Origin of the sequence: Rhodococcus jostii RHA1, assembly GCF_000014565.1 — a bacterium.
In the GTDB taxonomy this organism is placed as follows: Bacteria; Actinomycetota; Actinomycetes; order Mycobacteriales; family Mycobacteriaceae; genus Rhodococcus_F; species Rhodococcus_F jostii_A.
On sequence record NC_008268.1, the window covers coordinates 3,303,613 to 3,321,925 of the forward strand.

An 18,313-nucleotide genomic window follows, 5' to 3' on the forward strand; every position below is an offset into this window, starting at 1 on the left:
CACAGCATCGTCCGCGCACCCTGATGGGTGGATGCACCGCAGATGGGAGGCATCGATGATCAGCGCACGAGATCGTTGCGTGGCCACACTGTCGGTGGGTGCCGCCCTCTTTGTTGTCACGGCGACCCTGGTAACCGGCTGCTCGGGTGCGGGCGGCCCGGCCACTCCCGGACCGGATGTGGCTTCGCCGGGCGATATTCCGGACGATCAGGCCTTTGTCGAGGTGAACCCGTTTCCCGGGTTCGCGGTCAAGGTGCCCGAGGGGTGGGCGATGACGGCGGCGGGGCCGGCGGTGACGTTCACCGACAAATTGAACGCGATTACCGTCGATTCACGGTTCGCGGCGACGGCCCCGTCCGAGACCGCGGTGCACCAAGACGTCGATCAGCAGTTCGCTTCTGCCGCCGGATATGTGGCGGGCACCGTTACGTCGGTGACCCGGCCGGCCGGCACTGCGGTGGAGGCGACCTACCGGATCGCCGGGCCGAACAATCCCGTCTCGGGGAAGTCCGTCACGGACGAGGTGGAGCGGTACGAGTTCTTCCGCGACGGCCAGCTGGTGACCTTGACATTGTCGGCTCCGGTCGGGGCGGACAACGTCGATCCGTGGCGCACGGTCACCGATTCCTTCCGGTGGACCTCGTGAGCGCCGACCCCGGGGGTGGGGTGATCACCGCCGTGGAGCTCTACCGGTTCTACCGCGCCGCCGGCGAGGAAACCTTGGCGCTGCGCGGAGTGTCGCTGCGAGTCTGCGGGGGTGAGATGGTCGCCGTCGCGGGCCCCTCGGGATCTGGCAAGTCCACGCTGCTGGCGTGTCTGGCGGGCCTGGACGAGCCCGACGGCGGCATGGTGCGCGTGCACGGCGAGGCGCTCAGCCATCGACCCGAGACCGCCCGCGCCCGACTCCGCGCCGACCACATCGGGGTGCTGTTTCAGCAGGACAACCTGTTCGAGCACCTGACCGTAGCCCAGAACGTGCGCCTGGTACGCCGACTGATTGCTCCCGCCCGCCGGGTGCCGGTGCCTGATCTGCTGTCGCGGCTCGGGCTCGCAGCCGTGGCCGATTCGTATCCGTCCTCGCTGTCCGGGGGCGAGACGGCCCGCGCCGGGCTGGCGGTAGCCCTGGCGAACGATCCCGCCGTGGTCCTCGCCGACGAACCGACCGGGGAGCTCGATCCCGCTTCCGAACATGCGGTGCTCGAACTCCTGCGGGCGTGGTGCCGGCGCGGGGCGGCGGTGCTGGTCGCCAGTCACAGCCCGGCGGTGCGGGCGAGGGCGGACCGGGTGATCGAACTGGTCGACGGCCGGGTGCTGTGATGAGCACCCTGCCGGGCAGTGCCGCAGCCGGGCCGTTGCTGCGGTGCCGGGATCTGAGCCGGGTCTTCGGGTCCGGGCGCACCGCGCGGGTGGCGGTCGACTCGGTGAGCGCCGACATCGACCGCGGTGCCCGCATCGCCCTGACCGGCCCGTCCGGCTCGGGGAAATCGTCCCTGATCCACTTGTTCGCGGCCCTCGACGCCCCCAGCGCTGGGCACATTTCCTGGCCGGGGCTGGGCGCCGATCCCCGCCGCGACCGCACCCGCATCGGGGTGGTCTTTCAGGCCCCGAGCCTGATTCCGGCCCTCGATGTCACCGAAAACGTGGCGCTCCCTCAGGTTTTGGCCGGCCGCTCGGATACCGCGGCGCGGGCGCGGGCGAGGGCCGCGCTGGCTCGGCTGGGGCTCGAACCGCTGGCCGGGCGGCTTCCGGAGGAACTGTCCGGTGGGCAGGCGCACCGGGTTGCGCTCGCCCGCGTGCTGGCCGGCACCGCGCGACTCGTCCTCGCGGACGAGCTGACCGGGCAACTCGACCACGGCACCGGCGCCGAGGTCCTCGACGTGCTGTTCGAGACCGTCGACATGCTCGGCGCCGCCCTGGTCGTGAGCACCCATGACGACACGGTCGCCGGGCGCTGCCCGGTCCGGTGGTCGATGCGCGGCGGCCGCCTGCAGATCCGGTCACCGACCACCCCGGTCCCTCCCACGCCATGAGCACAAGTCCGGCCCCGGCGTGGATGTGGCTGACCGGCTTGCTGCGCCGCCGTCGCGGCCGACTCCTCGGCGCCGCTGCCTGTCTCGCGATCGCGGTCAGTCTCCTCGCCGCCCTCGGAGGGTTCCTCGCCGCGTCCAAGGCCACCATGACCGACCGGGCCACCCGGGCGGTCGCCGTCGACTGGCAGATCCAGGTGCAGCCTGGCGCCGATCCGGGCACCGTCCTCGATCAGATCCGGTCCTATCCGGGGGTTCGGGTGGCGGACCCGGTCCGCTTCGGTGACAGCGCCGGGCTCTTCGCCACCAGTGGGGGCGCCGCCGTGAGCACCGGGCCGGCGGTCATCGTCGGTATCCCGGATCAGTACCGGCAGCATTTTCCCGGCACGATCCGCACCCTCAGCGGAGCCGACTCCGGGGTGCTGCTGGCGCAGCAGACCGCATCGAATCTGCGGGCGACGGTGGGGTCGGTGATCACCGTCCGGTTGCCCGGCGGCGGCACTGCCGCCGAGACGGTGACCGGGGTCGTGGATCTGCCGCAGGCGGATTCACTGTTCCAGACCGTCGCCGCCCCGGCCGCCGCGCCGCCGCAGGCACCCCCGGACAATGTGCTGCTGCTGCCTATCGCGGAGTTCGACGCCCTCTTCGCCCCCGGGCAGCGGGACGATCCGGCGGTGGTGCGCGCGCAGGTGCACCTCGGCCGCGACCGGAATCTGCCCCCGGATCCGGCCGCCGCCTACGCTGCCGACATCGGCGGCGCCCGCAACCTCGAGGCAACCCTCGCCGGCGCCGCACTGGTGGGGGACAACCTCGGCGCCACCCTCGACGCGGCCCGCCAGGACGCCCTGTATTCGCAGGTGCTGTTTCTGTTCCTGGGTCTGCCCGGTGTCGCGTTGTCCGCGGTCCTTGCCGCGGTGATCACCGCCGGCGGGGCGCCGCGCCGTCGCCAGGAGTTGGGGTTGTTGCGCGCCCGCGGTGCCGGTGGCGGGCAGCTCGCCGCTGTGGCCGGGTCCGAGGCGGTGGCGGTGGGGCTGATCGGCGGTGTGGTCGGCGCCGGGGCCGGCATCGTCGTCGAGCGCGTGGTGGTGGGGTCGCCGGTGTCCCTGTCCTGGTTGCTCTCGGCCGCCGCGGCGGGTGTGGTCTTGACGGCGGTCACCGTTCTCACTCCCGCCCTGCGTGATCTGCGGTTCTCGACGGCGGCCGCTGCCCGCGCCGCGATCGGCCGCACCCGGCGTCCGCTGTGGCGGCTGGCCGGGGTCGACTTCCTCGCGCTGGCCGCGGCGTTCGCCGTCTACCGGGTCACCAGCCGCGCCGGGTACGCCCTGGTGCTCGCGCCGGAGGGGGTGACCGCGTTGTCGGTGAGCTATTGGACCTTCGCCGGACCGGCGCTGCTGTGGATCGGGACAGCCCTGCTGACACTGCGACTGGCCGATCTCACCCTCGGTAGGGGCCGCCGCTTCGGCGCAGCCCTGTTGCGGCCGTTGGCGGGCCCGCTGTCGAGCACGGTAGCGGCGATGCTCGCCCGCAATCGCCGCGCACTCGCCCGGTCGGTCGCGGTCGTGGCGTTGGCCGGGATGTTCGCCCTCTCGACCGCGGTGTTCAACAGCACCTACCGGCAACAGGCCGAGGTCGACGCCCGATTGACCAACGGCGCCGACGTCACCGTCACCGAACCTCCCACCGCCACCATCGGACCGGACCTCACAGGCGAATTGCGCCGGATTCCCGGCGTCCGAGATGTCGAACCGCTCCAACACCGCTTCGCCTATGTCGGCGCGGACCTGCAAGACCTGTACGGCGTCGACCCCACCACCATCACCGGAGCGGCGCTGCTGCAGGACAGCTACTTCGATGGCGGTACCGCCGCACAACTGATGGACCGCCTCGCTGCCCAACCGGACGGGGTTCTGGTCAGCGCCGAAACCGTGGCGGACTTCCAACTTTCCCCCGGCGACCCGGTGAAGCTGCGGATCCAAGACGCCGCCACGACGGCATTCGAGACCGTGCCGTTCCGCTTCCTCGGGGTGGTCAAGGAGTTCCCGACGGCACCGAAGGACAGCTTCCTCGTCGCCAACGCCGCCTACCTCGCCCAGGTGACCGCGAACCCGGCGGTCGGCGCGTTCCTCATCGACACCGGTGGGGCAGACGCCCCGGCGGTACGCCAGGCGGTGTCCGATGCACTCGGTACCGGGGCCACCGTCACCGATATCACCACGGTGCGCGGCACTGTCGGATCCACTCTCACCTCCGTCGATCTGCGCGGGTTGACCCGACTCGAACTGGGTTACGCCGCGGTCCTCGCCGCGGCCGGGTCGGCATTGATGCTCGCGTCGGGGTTCGCGGAGCGTCGGCGCACCTTCGCGATTGTCACCGCGCTCGGCGGCACCCGGCGTCATACCGCGTCGATCGTGCTCGCCGAGGCCGCCGTCGTCACCGCCGGCGGGGCAGCACTCGGGGTGATCGGCGGTGTCGTCCTGTCCCATCTGCTCGTCGCGGTGCTCTCCGGGGTCTTCGACCCACCCCCGGCGACACTCGCGGTGCCCTGGGCCTATCTGACCCTGGTGGCCGCGGCGACGGCCGCGGCCATCGCCGCCGTCACCGCCGCCGCCGCGCACACGGCCGCCCGGTATCCGATCAGCGTGCTCCGCGAATAGCCGACCCGACCGGCTGCGCGACAGGCTGCGATGTCTCAGGGTGTGCACGGTGCCGGACCGCCGCACCCGGTAACGAAGGTCGACCGGGGCTTTTCCCGCCCGCGCTTGATCGAGGCGTGTTCCACCGGACGCTCACCTGCCAGGGCGAGCCCCGGGTTCCGACCCCCGCTACCGGAGCCGAAGACTTCTCCACCGGCAGTTAATGGTTGATCCGCCGGACACCTGGGCTGCACCACACCCGAAGCCGCCGCCGTGGTCCGCATCGTCAGCACCATCACGATCCGCCTCCTCGACGGCTCCGCCGCTCATCCCGCCGGCATCGGCCACCGACCAACCCTGGTCCATGCCGGCATGTCGTGGCGCCACCGCCGCGTTCGTACCGGTTCCACCCACCACCATCGAGCCGAACTGACCGCAGCCCGTTCTTGTGCCGAATGAGGTCCGCGCCGCTGGTGACCGAGACTGTCGTTGACCGGATCCGGGCTATACACCGCACCAGCGGAATTGGCGTGCACCGCCACAGTACGGGGGGAGGCGCAAAACGGCCCCCGCCACCGATGGGGGCAGTGAACGGGGACCGACGTGCCGCCGTATCGGTTGCAGCGACCTGCAGCACACGCGCAATCCTACGCACGTCCAATGGGCGGACAGTCACGAATTCCCCTCTTCTCAGCCACATCTCAGTTCTCAGCATTCTCTCAGCGGGGTCGGATCATACTCCGCGCACAAGTGCTGATCTCGGATTCAGCATGCCGATGAAATCCGCGCTCTCGCAATCCCTTGTGCCATCGCGGGGGTTCACCGTCCCGCGCCGCGATCGGGCTGCCGAACATCCCCTTTCTGGGACATGGCCGGGCCACGCGGGCGGCCGGTCATGCCGCGCTTACCTGCCGGTACGTGATAGTCCGCAAGCCATTCGACCGAACCGACGCGATGTCTTCGCCCGGCCCGAAGCGATGCGCCGACCGTTGCGCCGTCGCTGCGGGTGTCGTGCAGTAACTGACCAGGGTTCTGTCGATCGTCGATGGTGAACAGCCCTGACGGGCTGTGCGGATCCGATTCATCTGCCGTCACAACGGACGAACAGGTGAAATGCGCCGTCGTTCCTATGCCTTACAGCGGACAATCGGCTCTTCTCTCAGCGATTTCACAGCACTCCCGTCATACGATTGCGCGGGATCGCCCCGTCGACGTAATCGTCATCAGGGAGCCGGGTAGAACACGAAAGGTTAAGCGCTGCAGCGGTGTAGGTTACCCGTCGCCCAACCAACCCTGCTCGGGCAAACTGTTAACGGAGATGCCGATGATCAATGTGCTGATGATGTTGCTTCTCTTGGTAGTGAGCGTCGGAGGAACGGCTGTCGTTCAACGCCGCTCCAACAACCGGTGAAATCAGCGCTCCCACTGGCGGCTCGACCCTTTTGAGTGATTTCACGCCCCGCTTGGGCCGCCCCACACACAAACGGGCCGACGCGACCTCAGTCGCGTCGGCCGGCTGTTTGTCGTTCTCGTGTTGTCGGACCTAATTGAGCTTCTGCGGCACACCGTACGTGGTGACGGTGTCACCACGTGAAGTCACGGCGGTGGCGTACGGCCGGATGGTGACCGCACCGAGCGCACCGGAAATGGAGCCGTGAACTCCCTGCATCCGCACCGACGCCGCCGGTCCGTCGAACGACTGGTTTTCGAGCAGTGGGACGGTGGTGATGCCGCCCGGTGCCAGGTCGATGTCGAGTTCCTGCGACGGGATGATGTCGCCGGCGAGTCCGACGTTGGTGCCCGCGTTCAGGCTCAGTGATGGATCGGGGAGGATCCCCAGGTTGATCCCGTTGCTCGAACCGATCACAAACCCCAGCCCGGGTGAATTGAGGACGATGGTCGCGCCGGACAATGCGATCGGGTAGCCGATTTGGTAGCCGACGGTCAGTTTGGTGCCCGTGAACTCTGCCGCGTTCGGGCCGGTGATATTCACCCCGGCGTAACCGTTGTGGAAGAACTCGACACTGGTGGGAACACCGTCCAGCGGCGGGACCACTTGATACTGGGTATCACCTTGCAGGACTTCGACCCGGTTGCCTCGCGCGTCGACGACGGAGCTGGAATTGTCGACGCCGGCCGAGGCGGTTCCGTTCCCCATGACTATGGCGAGCACGGCAATTCCTGCGACTGCGGCTGCGCGGGTGAAGGCTCTGTATCCAGAGCGAGATGTGCTGATGTCCGTCATACCGACCCCATTCAGAGTGCTTCAAAATCAGAGATGAAGAAGTGTGCGAAGCGTAACCACAGGGGCGCAGAGAATCTCAGTATTGATCAGAAGTTCACGACCTAGTTTCCTGCGCCCGATGGTGGCACGGTGTGCGGCTCGTTGGTCGAATAAGATGTTGATAGGCAACGGAATTCGGTCCTATCGGAGCAATGCCCGATATCGGACATCGGCGGCAACCGCCCCCGCAAGGGCGCAGTGTGCATGGTCCGGGCGCACGCGGATCCGACTCACCTCAACCGCTCGCACCCCAGGGTGCGGCGAAGGACAGCGCGGCTGGTGTAGGTGTCCACGCGAGCTGAAGAAGTGTAGGTCTTTGTTGCTGAAAGAACGCTGAGAATCGGGCTGGGGTGAAAATTGCATCTCAGCGTGAAAGGCGCCCGATGGGACTCGACTCTTGCGTGTTCCGCGGTAACCGATACGGCGGCACGCGCGGGACCCTCGGCGCCACTCGTGGCGCCCGCGCCGCACACCATCAACGGTTCATCGCACACCCCTACAATGCGGCCGTGGATCGACGCCAATTTCTCATTCTCGCCGCGGCAACCGTTGCCGGCGCGGCCGGGTGCAGCATCAGCAGCGCCGAAACCCCGGGTACCGCCGTGCCCGACCCCGACGTTCCGGGCGTTCCGGCGACGCCGGCAGCATCCGCGCCGCCGGCGGTGCTTCCGCCACCGCCCCCGGCGTCCCGCATCCAGCTGCCTGGCGGGGGCACCTTGACGGCGTTGCCCGGCACGGGTGATCTTCTCGCGCTCACCGTCGACGACGGCGTCAGCAGCGACGTGGTCCGGCTCTACACCCAGTTCGCGAAGGACACCGGGGTCCGCTTGACCTACTTCGTCAACGGCCAGTACGACTCGTGGACCGACAACGCCGCACTCCTGCGGCCCCTGGTCGAGAGCGGTCAGATCCAGCTGGGCAACCACACCTGGTCCCACCCGGACCTGACGACCGTGTCGAAGAGTCGGATCGCCGACGAACTCAGCAAGAACCACAAGTTCCTGAAAACGAGGTACGGCGTCGACGCCGCACCGTACTTCCGGCCGCCGTATGGCAAACACAATGCCGCCGTTGATTCCGTGGCCGCCGACCTCGGCTACACGGTGCCGACGCTGTGGTACGGCTCGTTGTCGGATTCCTCGCTGATCACCGAGGACTACATCGTGAAGATGGCCACCCAGTACTTCACCCAGCAGGCCATCGTCATCGGGCATCTCAACTATCTGCCGGTCACCCACGTCTACCCGCAACTCGTCGAGATCATCCGGAACCGGAACCTGCGCACTGTCACCCTCAACGACGTGTTCATCAAGCCGTAAGCCCGGGGATCCGGCCCCGTTCCGCGATCCAGGACCGGGATCCCGACACCGCGGCGGACACCGCTCTCCCCGCACCGGGGCCGGCGCCAACTCACCGGCACCTGCGCGTTGCAGTACTCGTCCGGGGTGCGCCCGGCGTCCGATGCGGGGACCGTCAAGACGGCGTGAGCCCTAGCCGGGTGGCCAGCCAGTTCATCTCGGTGGCGAGTGCGACGGACCAGACGGCGAAGGTGTGGCCGCCGCGAACCTCCACGTAGGTCACGTCCATCCCCGCCTGCCGGGCGGCGTCACAGGCTTTGCGGATCGACGGTTTGAGTTCGTCGTCGTGACTGCCGACGACGAAGACACCGGCCGAGTCGGGATAACGGTGTTCGGCGAGCAGGTCGAGGGGATTGACCCGAGTGAACGCGGCCTGGTTGCCGCCGAACGCGGCGTCCAGGGTGCGTTGATGATCACCGAGGGTGGGTTCGGGGTCTCCGGAGAGGTCCAGGAACGTCGGATACGTCTGGGGGTAGTTGGTGGCCATCTGCAGCGCGCAGGTTCCGCCCAGCGACAGGCCGCCGATCGCCCATCCGCCGGGATCGGGGTCGACCTGAAGATGCGCCTTGGTCCAGGTGGGCACGTCCTCGGCGAGGTAGGTTGCGGCATGGCCGAGTGGGGAATCGACGCAGAGCGGGTTGTCCCAGGTCGATCCGGTTGCGTCGGCGACCACGACGACGGGTCCGAGCCCGCCGTGGTGGTGAGCGAAGTTGTCCATGGTGGTACCGAGCCGGCCTCCGGTGAGCCAGTCTTTCGGTTGGCCGGGTTGACCGGCCAGCAGGACGAGGACCGGTAGCTGTGGTCGCGGGTCGGTGAAATAGGCGGGCGGAAGATAGATGTCGGCGCGGCGAGCGTGGAACCCGGAACGGTCCCCGGGGATGTTCACTGAGGTCACCGCGCCCGATCGTGGCATGTCCGCCGGTGGCGTCCAGATGGATTCGAGGGGTCGGCCCGTGATCGGTGTCGGTGTGGGAGGGGGAACTGACCGGAAGTCGATGCGGGTCACATGCTCGAACCCCAGGGCTGCGCCGACCGTGGGGTAGGCCGCGAAGAACAGGTTGACCTGTACTGCGCAGGCCGCGACCACTGCGGCGGCGGCCACCACCGACACCGCTGCCGCCCACGCACGGCGGGGAGCGATGAGAACGCGGGGGACCAGCAATGCCACCGCCCACAGGGCGAGGGCCGTCCACAGGTAGACGGTGAGGGGTATCGGGTCGGGAAGTGGACGCCACACGCGCTCCACCCAGAACCAGAGGCAACCGGTGAGAATTGCCGCTGTCGCGGCGCACAGTGGTATCGCCCGGCGCCGGAACCACCCCGCGTGCCCGGTCAGTAGCCACACACCGCCCGCCGCGCCGGTGGCGGCGACCAGGAGTGGGATCGGCCCCGACAGCAACGACAGATCGACCAATGTGTGCCCCTGCAGAATGTCTGAAATTCCTGAGATCTTGCTACCAACCGTTCTACTCGGGGGCGTAGACCGCACCGGCCCGGACCGCTTTTCCGCCAATAATGTGAGGACATCCGGGACGGTCGCGGGGGTGCCCCGTCGACCTGTGGCGTTCCTGAGAATTCGGATTCGGCTGTGAGGGCCCGGCCTACGATGAAGGTGGACCGAGCCTCGATCTGTCCTCGAACCGCCACAGCGGATCCCGGACATCCACGCGACGGTCACGATTACGCCAGGACGACATCGGTCGAGAGGTGTCCTCTGTGACGGTTTCATGGCCGTCCCGAAGTATGGGGACTGACCATCATGAACACGAACACGAACACGACCGTCAGGAGGGGCTCACGGCACCTCCTCGCAACACTCGTGGTGGCCGCCGCGCTTGCCGCGCTGGCAGCGGGAGCGGCATCGGCTGACGCGACGATGACCGCAGTCGGCGGACCGGGCAAGGTGACTGTGACCGCCAAGGGCGACAACACCGCGCGAGACTGTGATGTCGGGGTGCTGGATCAAGCGAAAAGGTCGATCGCTTCGCAAGAGGTCAGTCTGGCGCCGAATAGGACTCACACTGTGACGCTCACGAGCATTCCTGCAGGCAGCTCCTACACGGTTGTCATGCGCTGCGGTGGCCAGAAGGAGACGTGGGTCGAAGGCGTCGCAGTTCGCCCTGCGCCCGATCCGCATTGAACCGAGATACCGTCAGCGAGGTTGGGGCATGGATTTCTTCGCGGCGAGGGGTCGACCAAGAGCGGGTCGGGCGATATTGATCGGTTGATCGTTGAATAGGCCTTATTCGACGATATCGGAGCCAGCAAATCCTAGGCCAGGCGCGCAGCCGTGCAGGTATCGCAGTGAGAGAGCTGCACCGCCCGAGAAGCGCCCGCCCTTGTCCGACCACAGCCAGGCTCACCGCAACGCTGACGAACCACCTGCGGATCAAGAATCGGATACCGTTGCGGACGTGCACTATCGGACCCGCGGTCGCCCTGTTTGATGCTCTGGCGATTCCTAACCGGGTGGCCGAGGTGGGGATCGCCCTCTACGCGCTACTGATGCCGAAGTTCGTGATCGAGCCGGCGAGGACACCCGAGATGCCGATGCGTCGGACGTGATGATCGCTGCGGCCTCCGAGACGGGCGATCCGGTGCACACTGAGTCGATGGACATCGCCATCTCCTCACGCCTGCGATCCCTTCCGCGGGCAGCGTGGACGTACGTTCGGCGGGCACCCGGGACCTACATCTGGCTGGCGATACTGCTGGTGACATCGGTGGTGATGAAAAACCTGCTGCCGGACGACCTCGCCCGGGTGTTGGGCGATCGATCGACCAACTTGCATCATCTTGCCGAGGATCCCGTTCGGGTACTGATCTCGAGTGCCTTCTGGCTCGCCGGCGGCGGATGGATCACCTACTTCATTTCGTTCAACATCTTCCACGTCCCGGCGGAGCGTTGGCTGGGGACACTGCGGTGGTTGTGTGTGGTGGTGATCGCGCACGTCGGCGCGACCTACATCAGTGAGGGGGTGCTGTACTGGGCCATTCGCCACGGCCACGCCCCCGCGTCGGCGGTCGACACCCTCGATATCGGGGTCAGCTACGGATTGGCCGGGGTGATCGCGGTGCTGACCTACCGCATTGCCTCGCCCTGGCGTTACCTCTACGTCGCAGCTGTGCTGGCGTTCTTCGCCGTCCCGCTTTTCATAGACCTGAACTTCACGGCGATCGGACACTTCACCGCGGCACTTCTCGGTCTGGGGTGCTATCCGCTGGTCCGCTCACACAGGGGCACATGGTCCCCGGTCGAGGCGGTCCGCCGTGTCCGGAGAAGGAGGGCGGTCTCGTGAACCCGGATAAATCGCCGCGTCCGAGCGGATTGCCGTGTCGGCGCGGGCGCGCCCGGGCATCCGGTCGCCGACAACGGTGCCGTGGGTGTGTGCATCGCCGCGGTCCGTGTGTTCAGGGTATGCGTTGGTGGAGAACGAGTGCGGTGCCGGCCGCTGCCGCGATCAGGATGGATCCGAGGATCAGCCATGGTCGGCTGGCGTCGCCGAGGTGGGTTTCGTAGCCGATCTGCTGTTGCAGATTCTGGTAGCTGGCTTGCAGTTCGTCCGCGCTGGTCGCGGTGAAGAACGAGCCACCGGACAACTCCGCGATCCGTCGCAGTGACTCGTCGTCGACGGGGACGGGGATGTGGCTGCCGTTGAGGTCGATCGCACCGTGAGTGGTGCCGAAGGAGATGGTGGAGATGGGGACGCCTTGCTCCTTTGCCAGGCGGGCTGCGGTGAACGCGCCGCGCGGATCGTTCAGGTCGGCGGGCACGGTCTGTTTGCCGTCCGATTCGAGGACGATCCGGGCTGGCGGCGGCGTGCTGCCTCCGCCGAGTACACCGGCGAGGGTGTCGATCGCCTGGAGGGCGGTGAAGATCGCTTCTCCGGTCGCGGTCCGTTCGGCGAGTTGCAGATGGTCGAGGGCGTTGTCGGTTGCGGTGTGATCGGTGATCGGTGAGACCAGCATTGACGCCGTCCCCGCGAACGCCTCCAGTCCGAGGTTGATGCCGGGGGTGAGGTTGTCCGCGAACGTTTTGGCGCCGGCCTGGGCTGCGGCCAGGCGCGAGGGTGGCACGTCGGTTGCGCGCATCGACAGTGACACGTCGATCGCGAGGATCACTGTGGCACGGTTGCGTGGAACTCGGGTCTGCGCCAACGGTCCGGCCATGGCGACGGTCAGCAGTAGCAGCCCCGCCAGAAGCAATGCCGGTGGGATGTGCCGCGACCACTTGGGCCGGGTGGGAGCGACGGTCTCGAGTAGTTCCAGATTGGTGAACCGCAGTGTGTGTTTACGTCGCAGGCGCAGTACCCACAGGTAGCCGATCGACAGCGCGCCGACCACGGCGGCGAAGATCAGCCACCCCGGTGTGGCGAGGCCGGAGAACCTCATGTTTCACCTCCGGCATCTGACACCGCCCGGCGGATCCGGAGGCCGTCATCGGCTCGGAATCCCTCGCGAGCCGAGCGACGATCGGCATGGCACCATCATCACCTGCCCACAGTCGGTTGCCGCAACTCGGGCCGAGTGTGGTGAGCGCGAACCCCTTCCGGTGAATCATCCAGGCGCCGGTACGAACCCAGGCTCGGAAGCCGCTCCGCGAGGGCCGGGTGGCACCGAAGAGGCGAACGCCGCCAGCAGTGCGTGCCCCACGGTCACACAGGTCGCCGCGACCAGCACTCCCGCCACCACCTCGGTCAGGGGCATTCCGACATACAGTTGTGCACCGGCGAGGGCCACGACCGCGATCACCACGGCTGCGGCCAGCACCGCCCGGAGGGTGCGACTGCGGCCGATACCGGCAATCACCGCCGCCATACCCAGCACCGCGGCGGCCCCGGCGAGATTCGCCAGCACCGCGTTGTCGGTGTCGACCGGCTGCCACACCCCGGCAACTGCCCGGCCCGGCCCGAGCACGGTGCCGAGGGCCGCGCCCGCGAACACGGCGCCCATCACCGCACCCAGCATGATCGACGCCACCGGCACGGGCCAGCCGTGCCGGATCAGGACCATCCCGGCCACCGCGGCCACGGCGACCGCGCCCGCCGGGGCGCCGAGCGCGATGCCCACGGTCGCAAGGTGATCGAGTCCTGCACTGCGGTGTGCTGCCAGCACGGAGGTGATGGAACGGTCGGCGCCGGTCAGCCAACCACCGTCGCGGATGTGAACGCAGACAATGCCCAGCGCCAAGGCCAACCCCGCGGTGCGCAACCCGCTCGCCTGCCCGGACCCGGCGACGACCATACCGGCGACGAACACCGCCAAGGCGATCCCGAGGACCGTGAGAGCGATCTCCATCGTCGCGGCCTCGGTCACGACCTCGGTGACCATCTCCCGAACGAGGGGCACAGTGCCGGACACCCTTCCAGTCTGGTGCGCGAGTGCTGTGGAAACGCTGAGAGCGGGTAGCGCAGACGGACTTTCTGTGTTCTGCTCTGGTGTCGTCGGGGGAGCGTGGGCACCCTCGCTCCCTCGGCTCGAAGGATGCACGAAAGTCCATCGCTCACAGCAGAGTATTTCCCGGGGTCAGTCGCGCATGTGGTCGTGCCAGTCGCCTCCGTCGCCGCCGTGCGCGATCAGAACAATCGCGGCGATCGCGTAGAGGACGATAACCAGCAGCAGCAAGCCACCGAAGATCCACAGGGACAGTTGCCCGAGCTTGCGTACCCGGCGGGAGGCGTATTCGGCGCCGTCGATATCACCGTCCACCCATCTGGGGTAGACCTCGAACGCGTGGTGGAAGGCCGAGAATGCCAGCGGCCAGAAGAACAGCAATGACGCCACCGCCCAGCCGGCGTTGCTGGTGGGTCGCGACCGGACCGATGGGACCGCGGCTGCGTCGGCGGCGGGCCCGCTTCGGGTGGGCCGATCGTCCGGTGCGGGCTCGGATGCTGGATTGACCATGGTGACTCCGTATCCGTCATAAGGGCATCCGTCATAAGGAAACCCGCTTCGACGGTACGTCTGCCACGCTGAGGATTGGCTGAGAGCTGACCTGGACGAGTCCGCAGGCCGCAGTGCATGCGATCGGCACCGGACGCATATCTGATCCCGGCATCCGCGGCACCCTCGTGGCGACCCTCCGGATGAGGTAACGGCATGCTCAGAGGGAGACCTTGTGGAGACGGACCCCGCTGTCCCTGGGTCCGCCGGCCCGTCCGGCGGGACGACGATCGCGCGCTCAGTGGCGTCCGGCGTTGTCTTTCTGCGGCCGAGGAACGCCGGGGACCATGCGCCTCTCGTGGCCGAAAATTCACCCTCCCGGGCCGGCCGGGTGTGATCGCCGTCCCGCTCTCAGCGGCTCCACAGCAGCCGACACTGATACTGCGGGTGTGAGAGAAGCAGTACAACCCCCGGTGTCATTGGCATCGGTGCACGATGCACCGGTCCACACCAACCTGCTCGGGCGGGCCCACGAGGTGGTTGCGGACCTACATCAGGGCGGAGCCGCGACGCTCATGCTGGTCGTGGTGGCCGGGGGTGCGACGATCTTCCTGGGTGCGTCGGTCTGGCGGAGCCTACAACGTGATCGCCGGGGCCCGGCCGCGGCAGCGATCGCCATGGAGTGCACCGGATTGGCGGCGGCATTCGCCGCGCTGGCCTATCAGGTCAAGGCTGGGGGCTGGTTGACCGGTGCGGACCCGGCAGTCCTGGGCTGGTTCACCGGGCACCGATCGGACTGGGTGACCGGGCCGGCCATCGCGGTGACCGACGCCGGCGGGCCGGCGGGCACCATCATCCTCGCGGTCGCGATCGGCGCGGTGTGCTCCCGGCGGGCCCGCTCACCGATCCCCGCGCTGATTCTCATCGGGACCGTCGGTGCGGCGGCACTGGCCTCTACCGTGACGAAATCCGTTGTCGGGCGTGCTCGCCCCCCGATCGTGTCCCAGGTGTTGCTCGAGACGGACCATTCGTTTCCGTCCGGGCATGCCACCGGGGCGATGGCGTTGTTCACGATGGCCGCCGTGATGTTCGGGTACGCCCTGTCGCCGACCCGTCGTGCGCTGTTGCTGAGCTTGGCTGCGGCGGTGACCGTGGTGGTGTCGGTGACGCGCCTGTACCTCGGTGAACACTGGCTCAGTGATGTGGTCGGCGGTGTGCTCCTCGGTGGCCTCGCCGCGGTGATCGGCGGGGCGCTCTACACGACCTGGATGGACCGGACCCGCGCCCGGGGGGCCGCAGGTCCGGCCGAGAACTACACGCACTCGGGTCGCAGCGACCCGACGACGATGGGATATGCGGCATGAATGTGGCACTGGGACTGGGCTTACTGGACGCGTCGACGCTGCTCGGCACCCTGGGGTTGCTCGGCGTCCTCGGTGCCGTGGTCATCGAAACCGGTCTGCTCGTCGGGTTCTTTCTGCCGGGGGACTCGTTGCTGTTCACGGCCGGTGTCTTCGCCGCCCAGTCGCATCCGTTCGCGCCGTTGTGGGTGCTGCTGCTCACCGTCCCGGCCGCGGCGATCGTCGGTGACCAACTCGGGTTTCTGATCGGCAGGCGGGCCGGGGACACGGTGTTTCATCGGCCCGGCGCCAGCCGGATCGGCCCGAAACAACTCGAGCAGTCGCGGCGGTTCTTCGACCGCTACGGGCCGCGCACGATCCTGTTGGCCCGTTTCGTTCCCGTTGCCCGCACGATCGCGCCGGTGATGGCCGGCGCGTCCGGGATGCGGTACCGCACCTTCGCCGTCTACAACGTCATCGGCGGCGTTGCCTGGGGTGTCGGGGTGCCGGTCCTGGGCTATCTGCTCGGCGGAATCGCATTCGTACGCGGTCACATCGAGGTGATTCTGATCGCCGTCGTCCTGGTGTCGATTCTGCCGCTGGTGGTCAACGGACTGCGGGCCCGGCGTCAAGGACAGGGCGGGGACCTCCAACCGGACAGCATCCCGACGCCCACTGGCGATCCGGGCCAGTGCGCCCGTCCCGGCGCACCATTCACCCGATGACCTTGACCACCCGATGACCTTGACGGTCACAACGACATTCCCGACCACCTCGTTCCCCGCCGACCCGTCCTCGGCCTGCCCTGCCCTGCCCGGAGACAAGTGTCGGCGGGTGCGCTCCGCACGGATTGGAGACCTATGAAGAAGCTGCCACAGGTGACCGCGGTCTTCTGGATCATGAAGGTTGCCGCCACCACCCTGGGCGAGACCGGCGGCGACCTGCTCGCCCAAACCCTCAACGTCGGGTACGCCGTCTCCTCGGTGCTGTTCATCGCTCTGTTCTTCGTCAGCCTGATCACGCAGATGAAAGCGAAGAAATTCCATCCCGCGCTCTACTGGACCGTGATCGTCTCCACCAGCACTGCGGGCACCACCATGTCCGACTTCCTCAACCGGTCCGCCGGCCTCGGCTACGCCAAGGGCGCCCTCCTGCTGATCACCTGCTTGGCCTGTGTGTTCGTGATCTGGAGCCGGTGCGGAGAAACGTTCGACGTCGAACAGATCACCACCTTCCGCGGTGAGCTGCTCTACTGGATCGCGATCTTGTTCTCCAACACCCTCGGTACCTCGCTCGGGGATTTTCTCGCCGACAGTTCCGGTCTCGGCTTCGCCGGCGGGGCCGCACTGATCGGTGTGCTAATGGCCCTGATCCTGGTGGCGCACTACTTCACCCGGATCTCGGGCACCGTGTTGTTCTGGGCTGCGTTCGTGCTCACCCGCCCGCTGGGGGCCACAGTGGGAGACCTGTTCAGCAAGCCGCACGACAAGGGCGGTCTCGAGCTCGGCACCGTCGGATCGTCGGCGGTCCTGGCTGCGATCCTGCTGGCCCTGATCGTCTACACCCACCTGCGTCACCAGCAGACCGCAGCCGAGCGGGAACCCGTGCACCAACGTTCCTGACCGCCTGAGCGCCCATCCGAGTGTGAGGGGTTCCGCGATGTCGTCCACCTCACCGTCAACGGGGAACACCAGAGAACCCCGGCCGGAATGAGAATCCACCTCCGAGAACTCGCCTCGATCGGCGGTCGATCTCGGTGCACCGGCCGGACCGGGGAGCGGGAGGTGACAGCACGAGATGGAAGGTGACAACGTGAGCACTGCTCAATGGCCTGCCTACTCGGGGGATGCACCCCAGGCGGTGAGGACGCGGGCGGCGATCGCCCGCATTCCGGCGGTGGTGGGGTGCAACGACTCGGCGAAAGACTGCGGGAGCAGGCCTTCGAACCATCGCTGATCGGGTCCGGCGCAGGCATCGTGTCCGATGGCGGCGGTCGCAACGTCCACGAACCGGGCGCCGGTGGCAGTGGCCGCGGCGGCGAGAATTTGATTCATCCTCGCGAAGAAGCCCGAGATCCAGGCTGCGTCGGCGTCGCTGATGGGAATGTTCGGCCAGCAACCGTGGGCACCGAAGATACCGCCGTGACCGACGAGCAGCACCCGGGCCGTCGGCGCACGTTGCTCGATGGCGGCCAGTGCCGCGGACACCTTCGGCTCCAGCGCGGTGAGTGCGGAGTTCATTCGACTCAGGGTCTCCGGGTCGGTGCGACAGTGCGCATCGGTGCCCGGGACGGTGGTGTAACACGGGGCCACCAGGGACTGCCACGCGATGTCGTTGCCGCCGATACTGACCGTGACGAGCGTGGTGTCAGGTCGCAGGGCATCGATCTGCGGTCGTACCGCACCGGTGGCGGTGGATTGGGACGCGGTGGTGAGATTCTCGGTTGTCGCACCCGAACAGGCCACGTTGGTGAAAGAGGCGGCGTGCAGCGCCCCGGCCACAACCCCCGGATATCCCTCGACCGACCGGAAGCACCCGTCGTGCAGCAAGATCGGCGCCAGGTAGGGACCCGCGGCGCGGGAATCGCCCATGGCGACGTAGCGGATCGTCGAATCCGGCACCGGGTCGGCCATCGCCGGGTCGGACCACAGGACGGCGAGCGCGGCCATGCCCCCCACCAGAGCCGTCCGCATGGTCCGCTCGAAAATCAGCGTCCAATCCTGACGTGGCGGCTTTCCCACACCGTCAGTGTCTGCCCGCGCCGCCGTGAGAACGCTGAGAAGAGCGC

At 67.8% G+C, this 18,313-nt stretch carries 16 protein-coding genes; 10 read left to right on the forward strand and 6 right to left on the reverse strand.

The genetic code is table 11. The annotated features are described in order from the left end of the window. The first annotated feature begins 55 nt into the window (after window positions 1–55). From RHA1_RS15185 to RHA1_RS15200, 4 genes are read left to right on the forward strand one after another with little or no spacing between them, the layout of a single operon-like run. Window positions 56–646: a hypothetical protein gene (locus tag RHA1_RS15185; RefSeq protein ID WP_011595783.1), complete on the forward strand. Its 591-nt coding sequence runs from the start codon at window positions 56–58 to the stop codon at window positions 644–646. Continuing rightward, a complete protein-coding gene (locus tag RHA1_RS15190; protein WP_050787488.1) occupies window positions 643–1,317 on the forward strand; it encodes an ABC transporter ATP-binding protein in 675 nt (224 codons plus the stop codon). The genes RHA1_RS15185 and RHA1_RS15190 overlap by 4 nt, the downstream gene beginning before the upstream one ends. Further along, entirely contained in the window at window positions 1,317–2,030 is a 714-nt protein-coding gene (locus RHA1_RS15195) for an ABC transporter ATP-binding protein (RefSeq protein WP_011595785.1), read from the forward strand. Before RHA1_RS15190 ends, RHA1_RS15195 begins: the two co-directional genes overlap by 1 nt. Next, complete coding sequence (locus RHA1_RS15200; protein ID WP_011595786.1) at window positions 2,027–4,681, forward strand: FtsX-like permease family protein; 2,655 nt, start codon at window positions 2,027–2,029, stop codon at window positions 4,679–4,681. Before RHA1_RS15195 ends, RHA1_RS15200 begins: the two co-directional genes overlap by 4 nt. Before the next feature lie 1,522 nt (window positions 4,682–6,203). On the opposite strand, the gene RHA1_RS15220 is transcribed toward RHA1_RS15200, so the two are convergent. Next, a complete protein-coding gene (locus RHA1_RS15220) occupies window positions 6,204–6,905 on the reverse strand; it encodes an MspA family porin (RefSeq protein ID WP_011595790.1) in 702 nt (233 codons plus the stop codon). Window positions 6,906–7,453: 548 nt separating this feature from the next. On the opposite strand from RHA1_RS15220, the gene RHA1_RS15225 reads away from it, so the two are divergent. Then, entirely contained in the window at window positions 7,454–8,263 is an 810-nt protein-coding gene (locus tag RHA1_RS15225; protein WP_050787489.1) for a polysaccharide deacetylase family protein, read from the forward strand. Window positions 8,264–8,417: 154 nt separating this feature from the next. On the opposite strand, the gene RHA1_RS15230 is transcribed toward RHA1_RS15225, so the two are convergent. Further along, window positions 8,418–9,716, reverse strand: coding sequence for an alpha/beta hydrolase (locus RHA1_RS15230; protein ID WP_050787309.1), 1,299 nt, complete (start codon window positions 9,714–9,716; stop codon window positions 8,418–8,420). Between the two features lie 345 nt (window positions 9,717–10,061). Between RHA1_RS15230 and RHA1_RS50485 the strand changes: the two genes are divergently transcribed. Then, window positions 10,062–10,442, forward strand: coding sequence for a hypothetical protein (locus tag RHA1_RS50485; RefSeq protein WP_011595793.1), 381 nt, complete (start codon window positions 10,062–10,064; stop codon window positions 10,440–10,442). 472 nt (window positions 10,443–10,914) lie between these two features. Beyond that, window positions 10,915–11,601 (forward strand): rhomboid-like protein, encoded by a 687-nt coding sequence (locus RHA1_RS15240; RefSeq protein WP_011595795.1) that lies wholly within the window; start codon window positions 10,915–10,917, stop codon window positions 11,599–11,601. 112 nt (window positions 11,602–11,713) lie between these two features. On the opposite strand, the gene RHA1_RS15245 is transcribed toward RHA1_RS15240, so the two are convergent. The 3 genes from RHA1_RS15245 to RHA1_RS15255 form a co-directional block, all read right to left on the reverse strand. Continuing rightward, entirely contained in the window at window positions 11,714–12,694 is a 981-nt protein-coding gene (locus tag RHA1_RS15245) for a VWA domain-containing protein (protein WP_011595796.1), read from the reverse strand. Between the two features lie 165 nt (window positions 12,695–12,859). Continuing rightward, on the reverse strand, window positions 12,860–13,663 hold the full coding sequence (locus RHA1_RS15250; RefSeq protein WP_148228392.1) for a hypothetical protein: 804 nt from the start codon (window positions 13,661–13,663) through the stop codon (window positions 12,860–12,862). A gap of 165 nt (window positions 13,664–13,828) precedes the next feature. Further along, the gene (locus RHA1_RS15255) at window positions 13,829–14,206 is read right to left on the reverse strand and encodes a CD225/dispanin family protein (protein ID WP_011595798.1); all 378 of its coding nucleotides are present in this window, start codon (window positions 14,204–14,206) and stop codon (window positions 13,829–13,831) included. A 428-nt stretch (window positions 14,207–14,634) separates the two neighbouring features. On the opposite strand from RHA1_RS15255, the gene RHA1_RS15260 reads away from it, so the two are divergent. From RHA1_RS15260 to RHA1_RS15270, 3 genes are all read left to right on the forward strand, one after another. Next, complete coding sequence (locus tag RHA1_RS15260; protein ID WP_237726899.1) at window positions 14,635–15,549, forward strand: phosphatase PAP2 family protein; 915 nt, start codon at window positions 14,635–14,637, stop codon at window positions 15,547–15,549. Further along, window positions 15,546–16,250 (forward strand): DedA family protein, encoded by a 705-nt coding sequence (locus RHA1_RS15265; RefSeq protein ID WP_011595800.1) that lies wholly within the window; start codon window positions 15,546–15,548, stop codon window positions 16,248–16,250. The genes RHA1_RS15260 and RHA1_RS15265 overlap by 4 nt, the downstream gene beginning before the upstream one ends. Before the next feature lie 135 nt (window positions 16,251–16,385). After that, on the forward strand, window positions 16,386–17,147 hold the full coding sequence (locus RHA1_RS15270; protein WP_041811469.1) for a COG4705 family protein: 762 nt from the start codon (window positions 16,386–16,388) through the stop codon (window positions 17,145–17,147). 213 nt (window positions 17,148–17,360) lie between these two features. Here RHA1_RS15270 and RHA1_RS15275 read toward each other — a convergent pair whose 3' ends face one another. Next, window positions 17,361–18,194, reverse strand: a complete 834-nt coding sequence (locus tag RHA1_RS15275; protein ID WP_050787310.1) for an SGNH/GDSL hydrolase family protein — start codon at window positions 18,192–18,194, stop codon at window positions 17,361–17,363. Window positions 18,195–18,313 lie beyond the last annotated feature (119 nt).

What these genes read in the sequence shown, in the direction of transcription:
- RHA1_RS15220 (WP_011595790.1), bottom strand. Translation starts at nt 6,905, where the DNA reads ATGACGGACATCAGCACATCTCGCTCTGGATACAGAGCCTTCACCCGC.
- RHA1_RS15185 (WP_011595783.1), top strand. Translation starts at nt 56, where the DNA reads ATGATCAGCGCACGAGATCGTTGCGTGGCCACACTGTCGGTGGGTGCC.
- RHA1_RS15245 (WP_011595796.1), bottom strand. Translation starts at nt 12,694, where the DNA reads ATGAGGTTCTCCGGCCTCGCCACACCGGGGTGGCTGATCTTCGCCGCC.
- RHA1_RS15270 (WP_041811469.1), top strand. Translation starts at nt 16,386, where the DNA reads ATGAAGAAGCTGCCACAGGTGACCGCGGTCTTCTGGATCATGAAGGTT.
- RHA1_RS50485 (WP_011595793.1), top strand. Translation starts at nt 10,062, where the DNA reads ATGAACACGAACACGAACACGACCGTCAGGAGGGGCTCACGGCACCTC.
- RHA1_RS15200 (WP_011595786.1), top strand. Translation starts at nt 2,027, where the DNA reads ATGAGCACAAGTCCGGCCCCGGCGTGGATGTGGCTGACCGGCTTGCTG.
- RHA1_RS15275 (WP_050787310.1), bottom strand. Translation starts at nt 18,194, where the DNA reads ATGGCCGCGCTCGCCGTCCTGTGGTCCGACCCGGCGATGGCCGACCCG.
- RHA1_RS15195 (WP_011595785.1), top strand. Translation starts at nt 1,317, where the DNA reads ATGAGCACCCTGCCGGGCAGTGCCGCAGCCGGGCCGTTGCTGCGGTGC.
- RHA1_RS15255 (WP_011595798.1), bottom strand. Translation starts at nt 14,206, where the DNA reads ATGGTCAATCCAGCATCCGAGCCCGCACCGGACGATCGGCCCACCCGA.
- RHA1_RS15240 (WP_011595795.1), top strand. Translation starts at nt 10,915, where the DNA reads ATGGACATCGCCATCTCCTCACGCCTGCGATCCCTTCCGCGGGCAGCG.
- RHA1_RS15265 (WP_011595800.1), top strand. Translation starts at nt 15,546, where the DNA reads ATGAATGTGGCACTGGGACTGGGCTTACTGGACGCGTCGACGCTGCTC.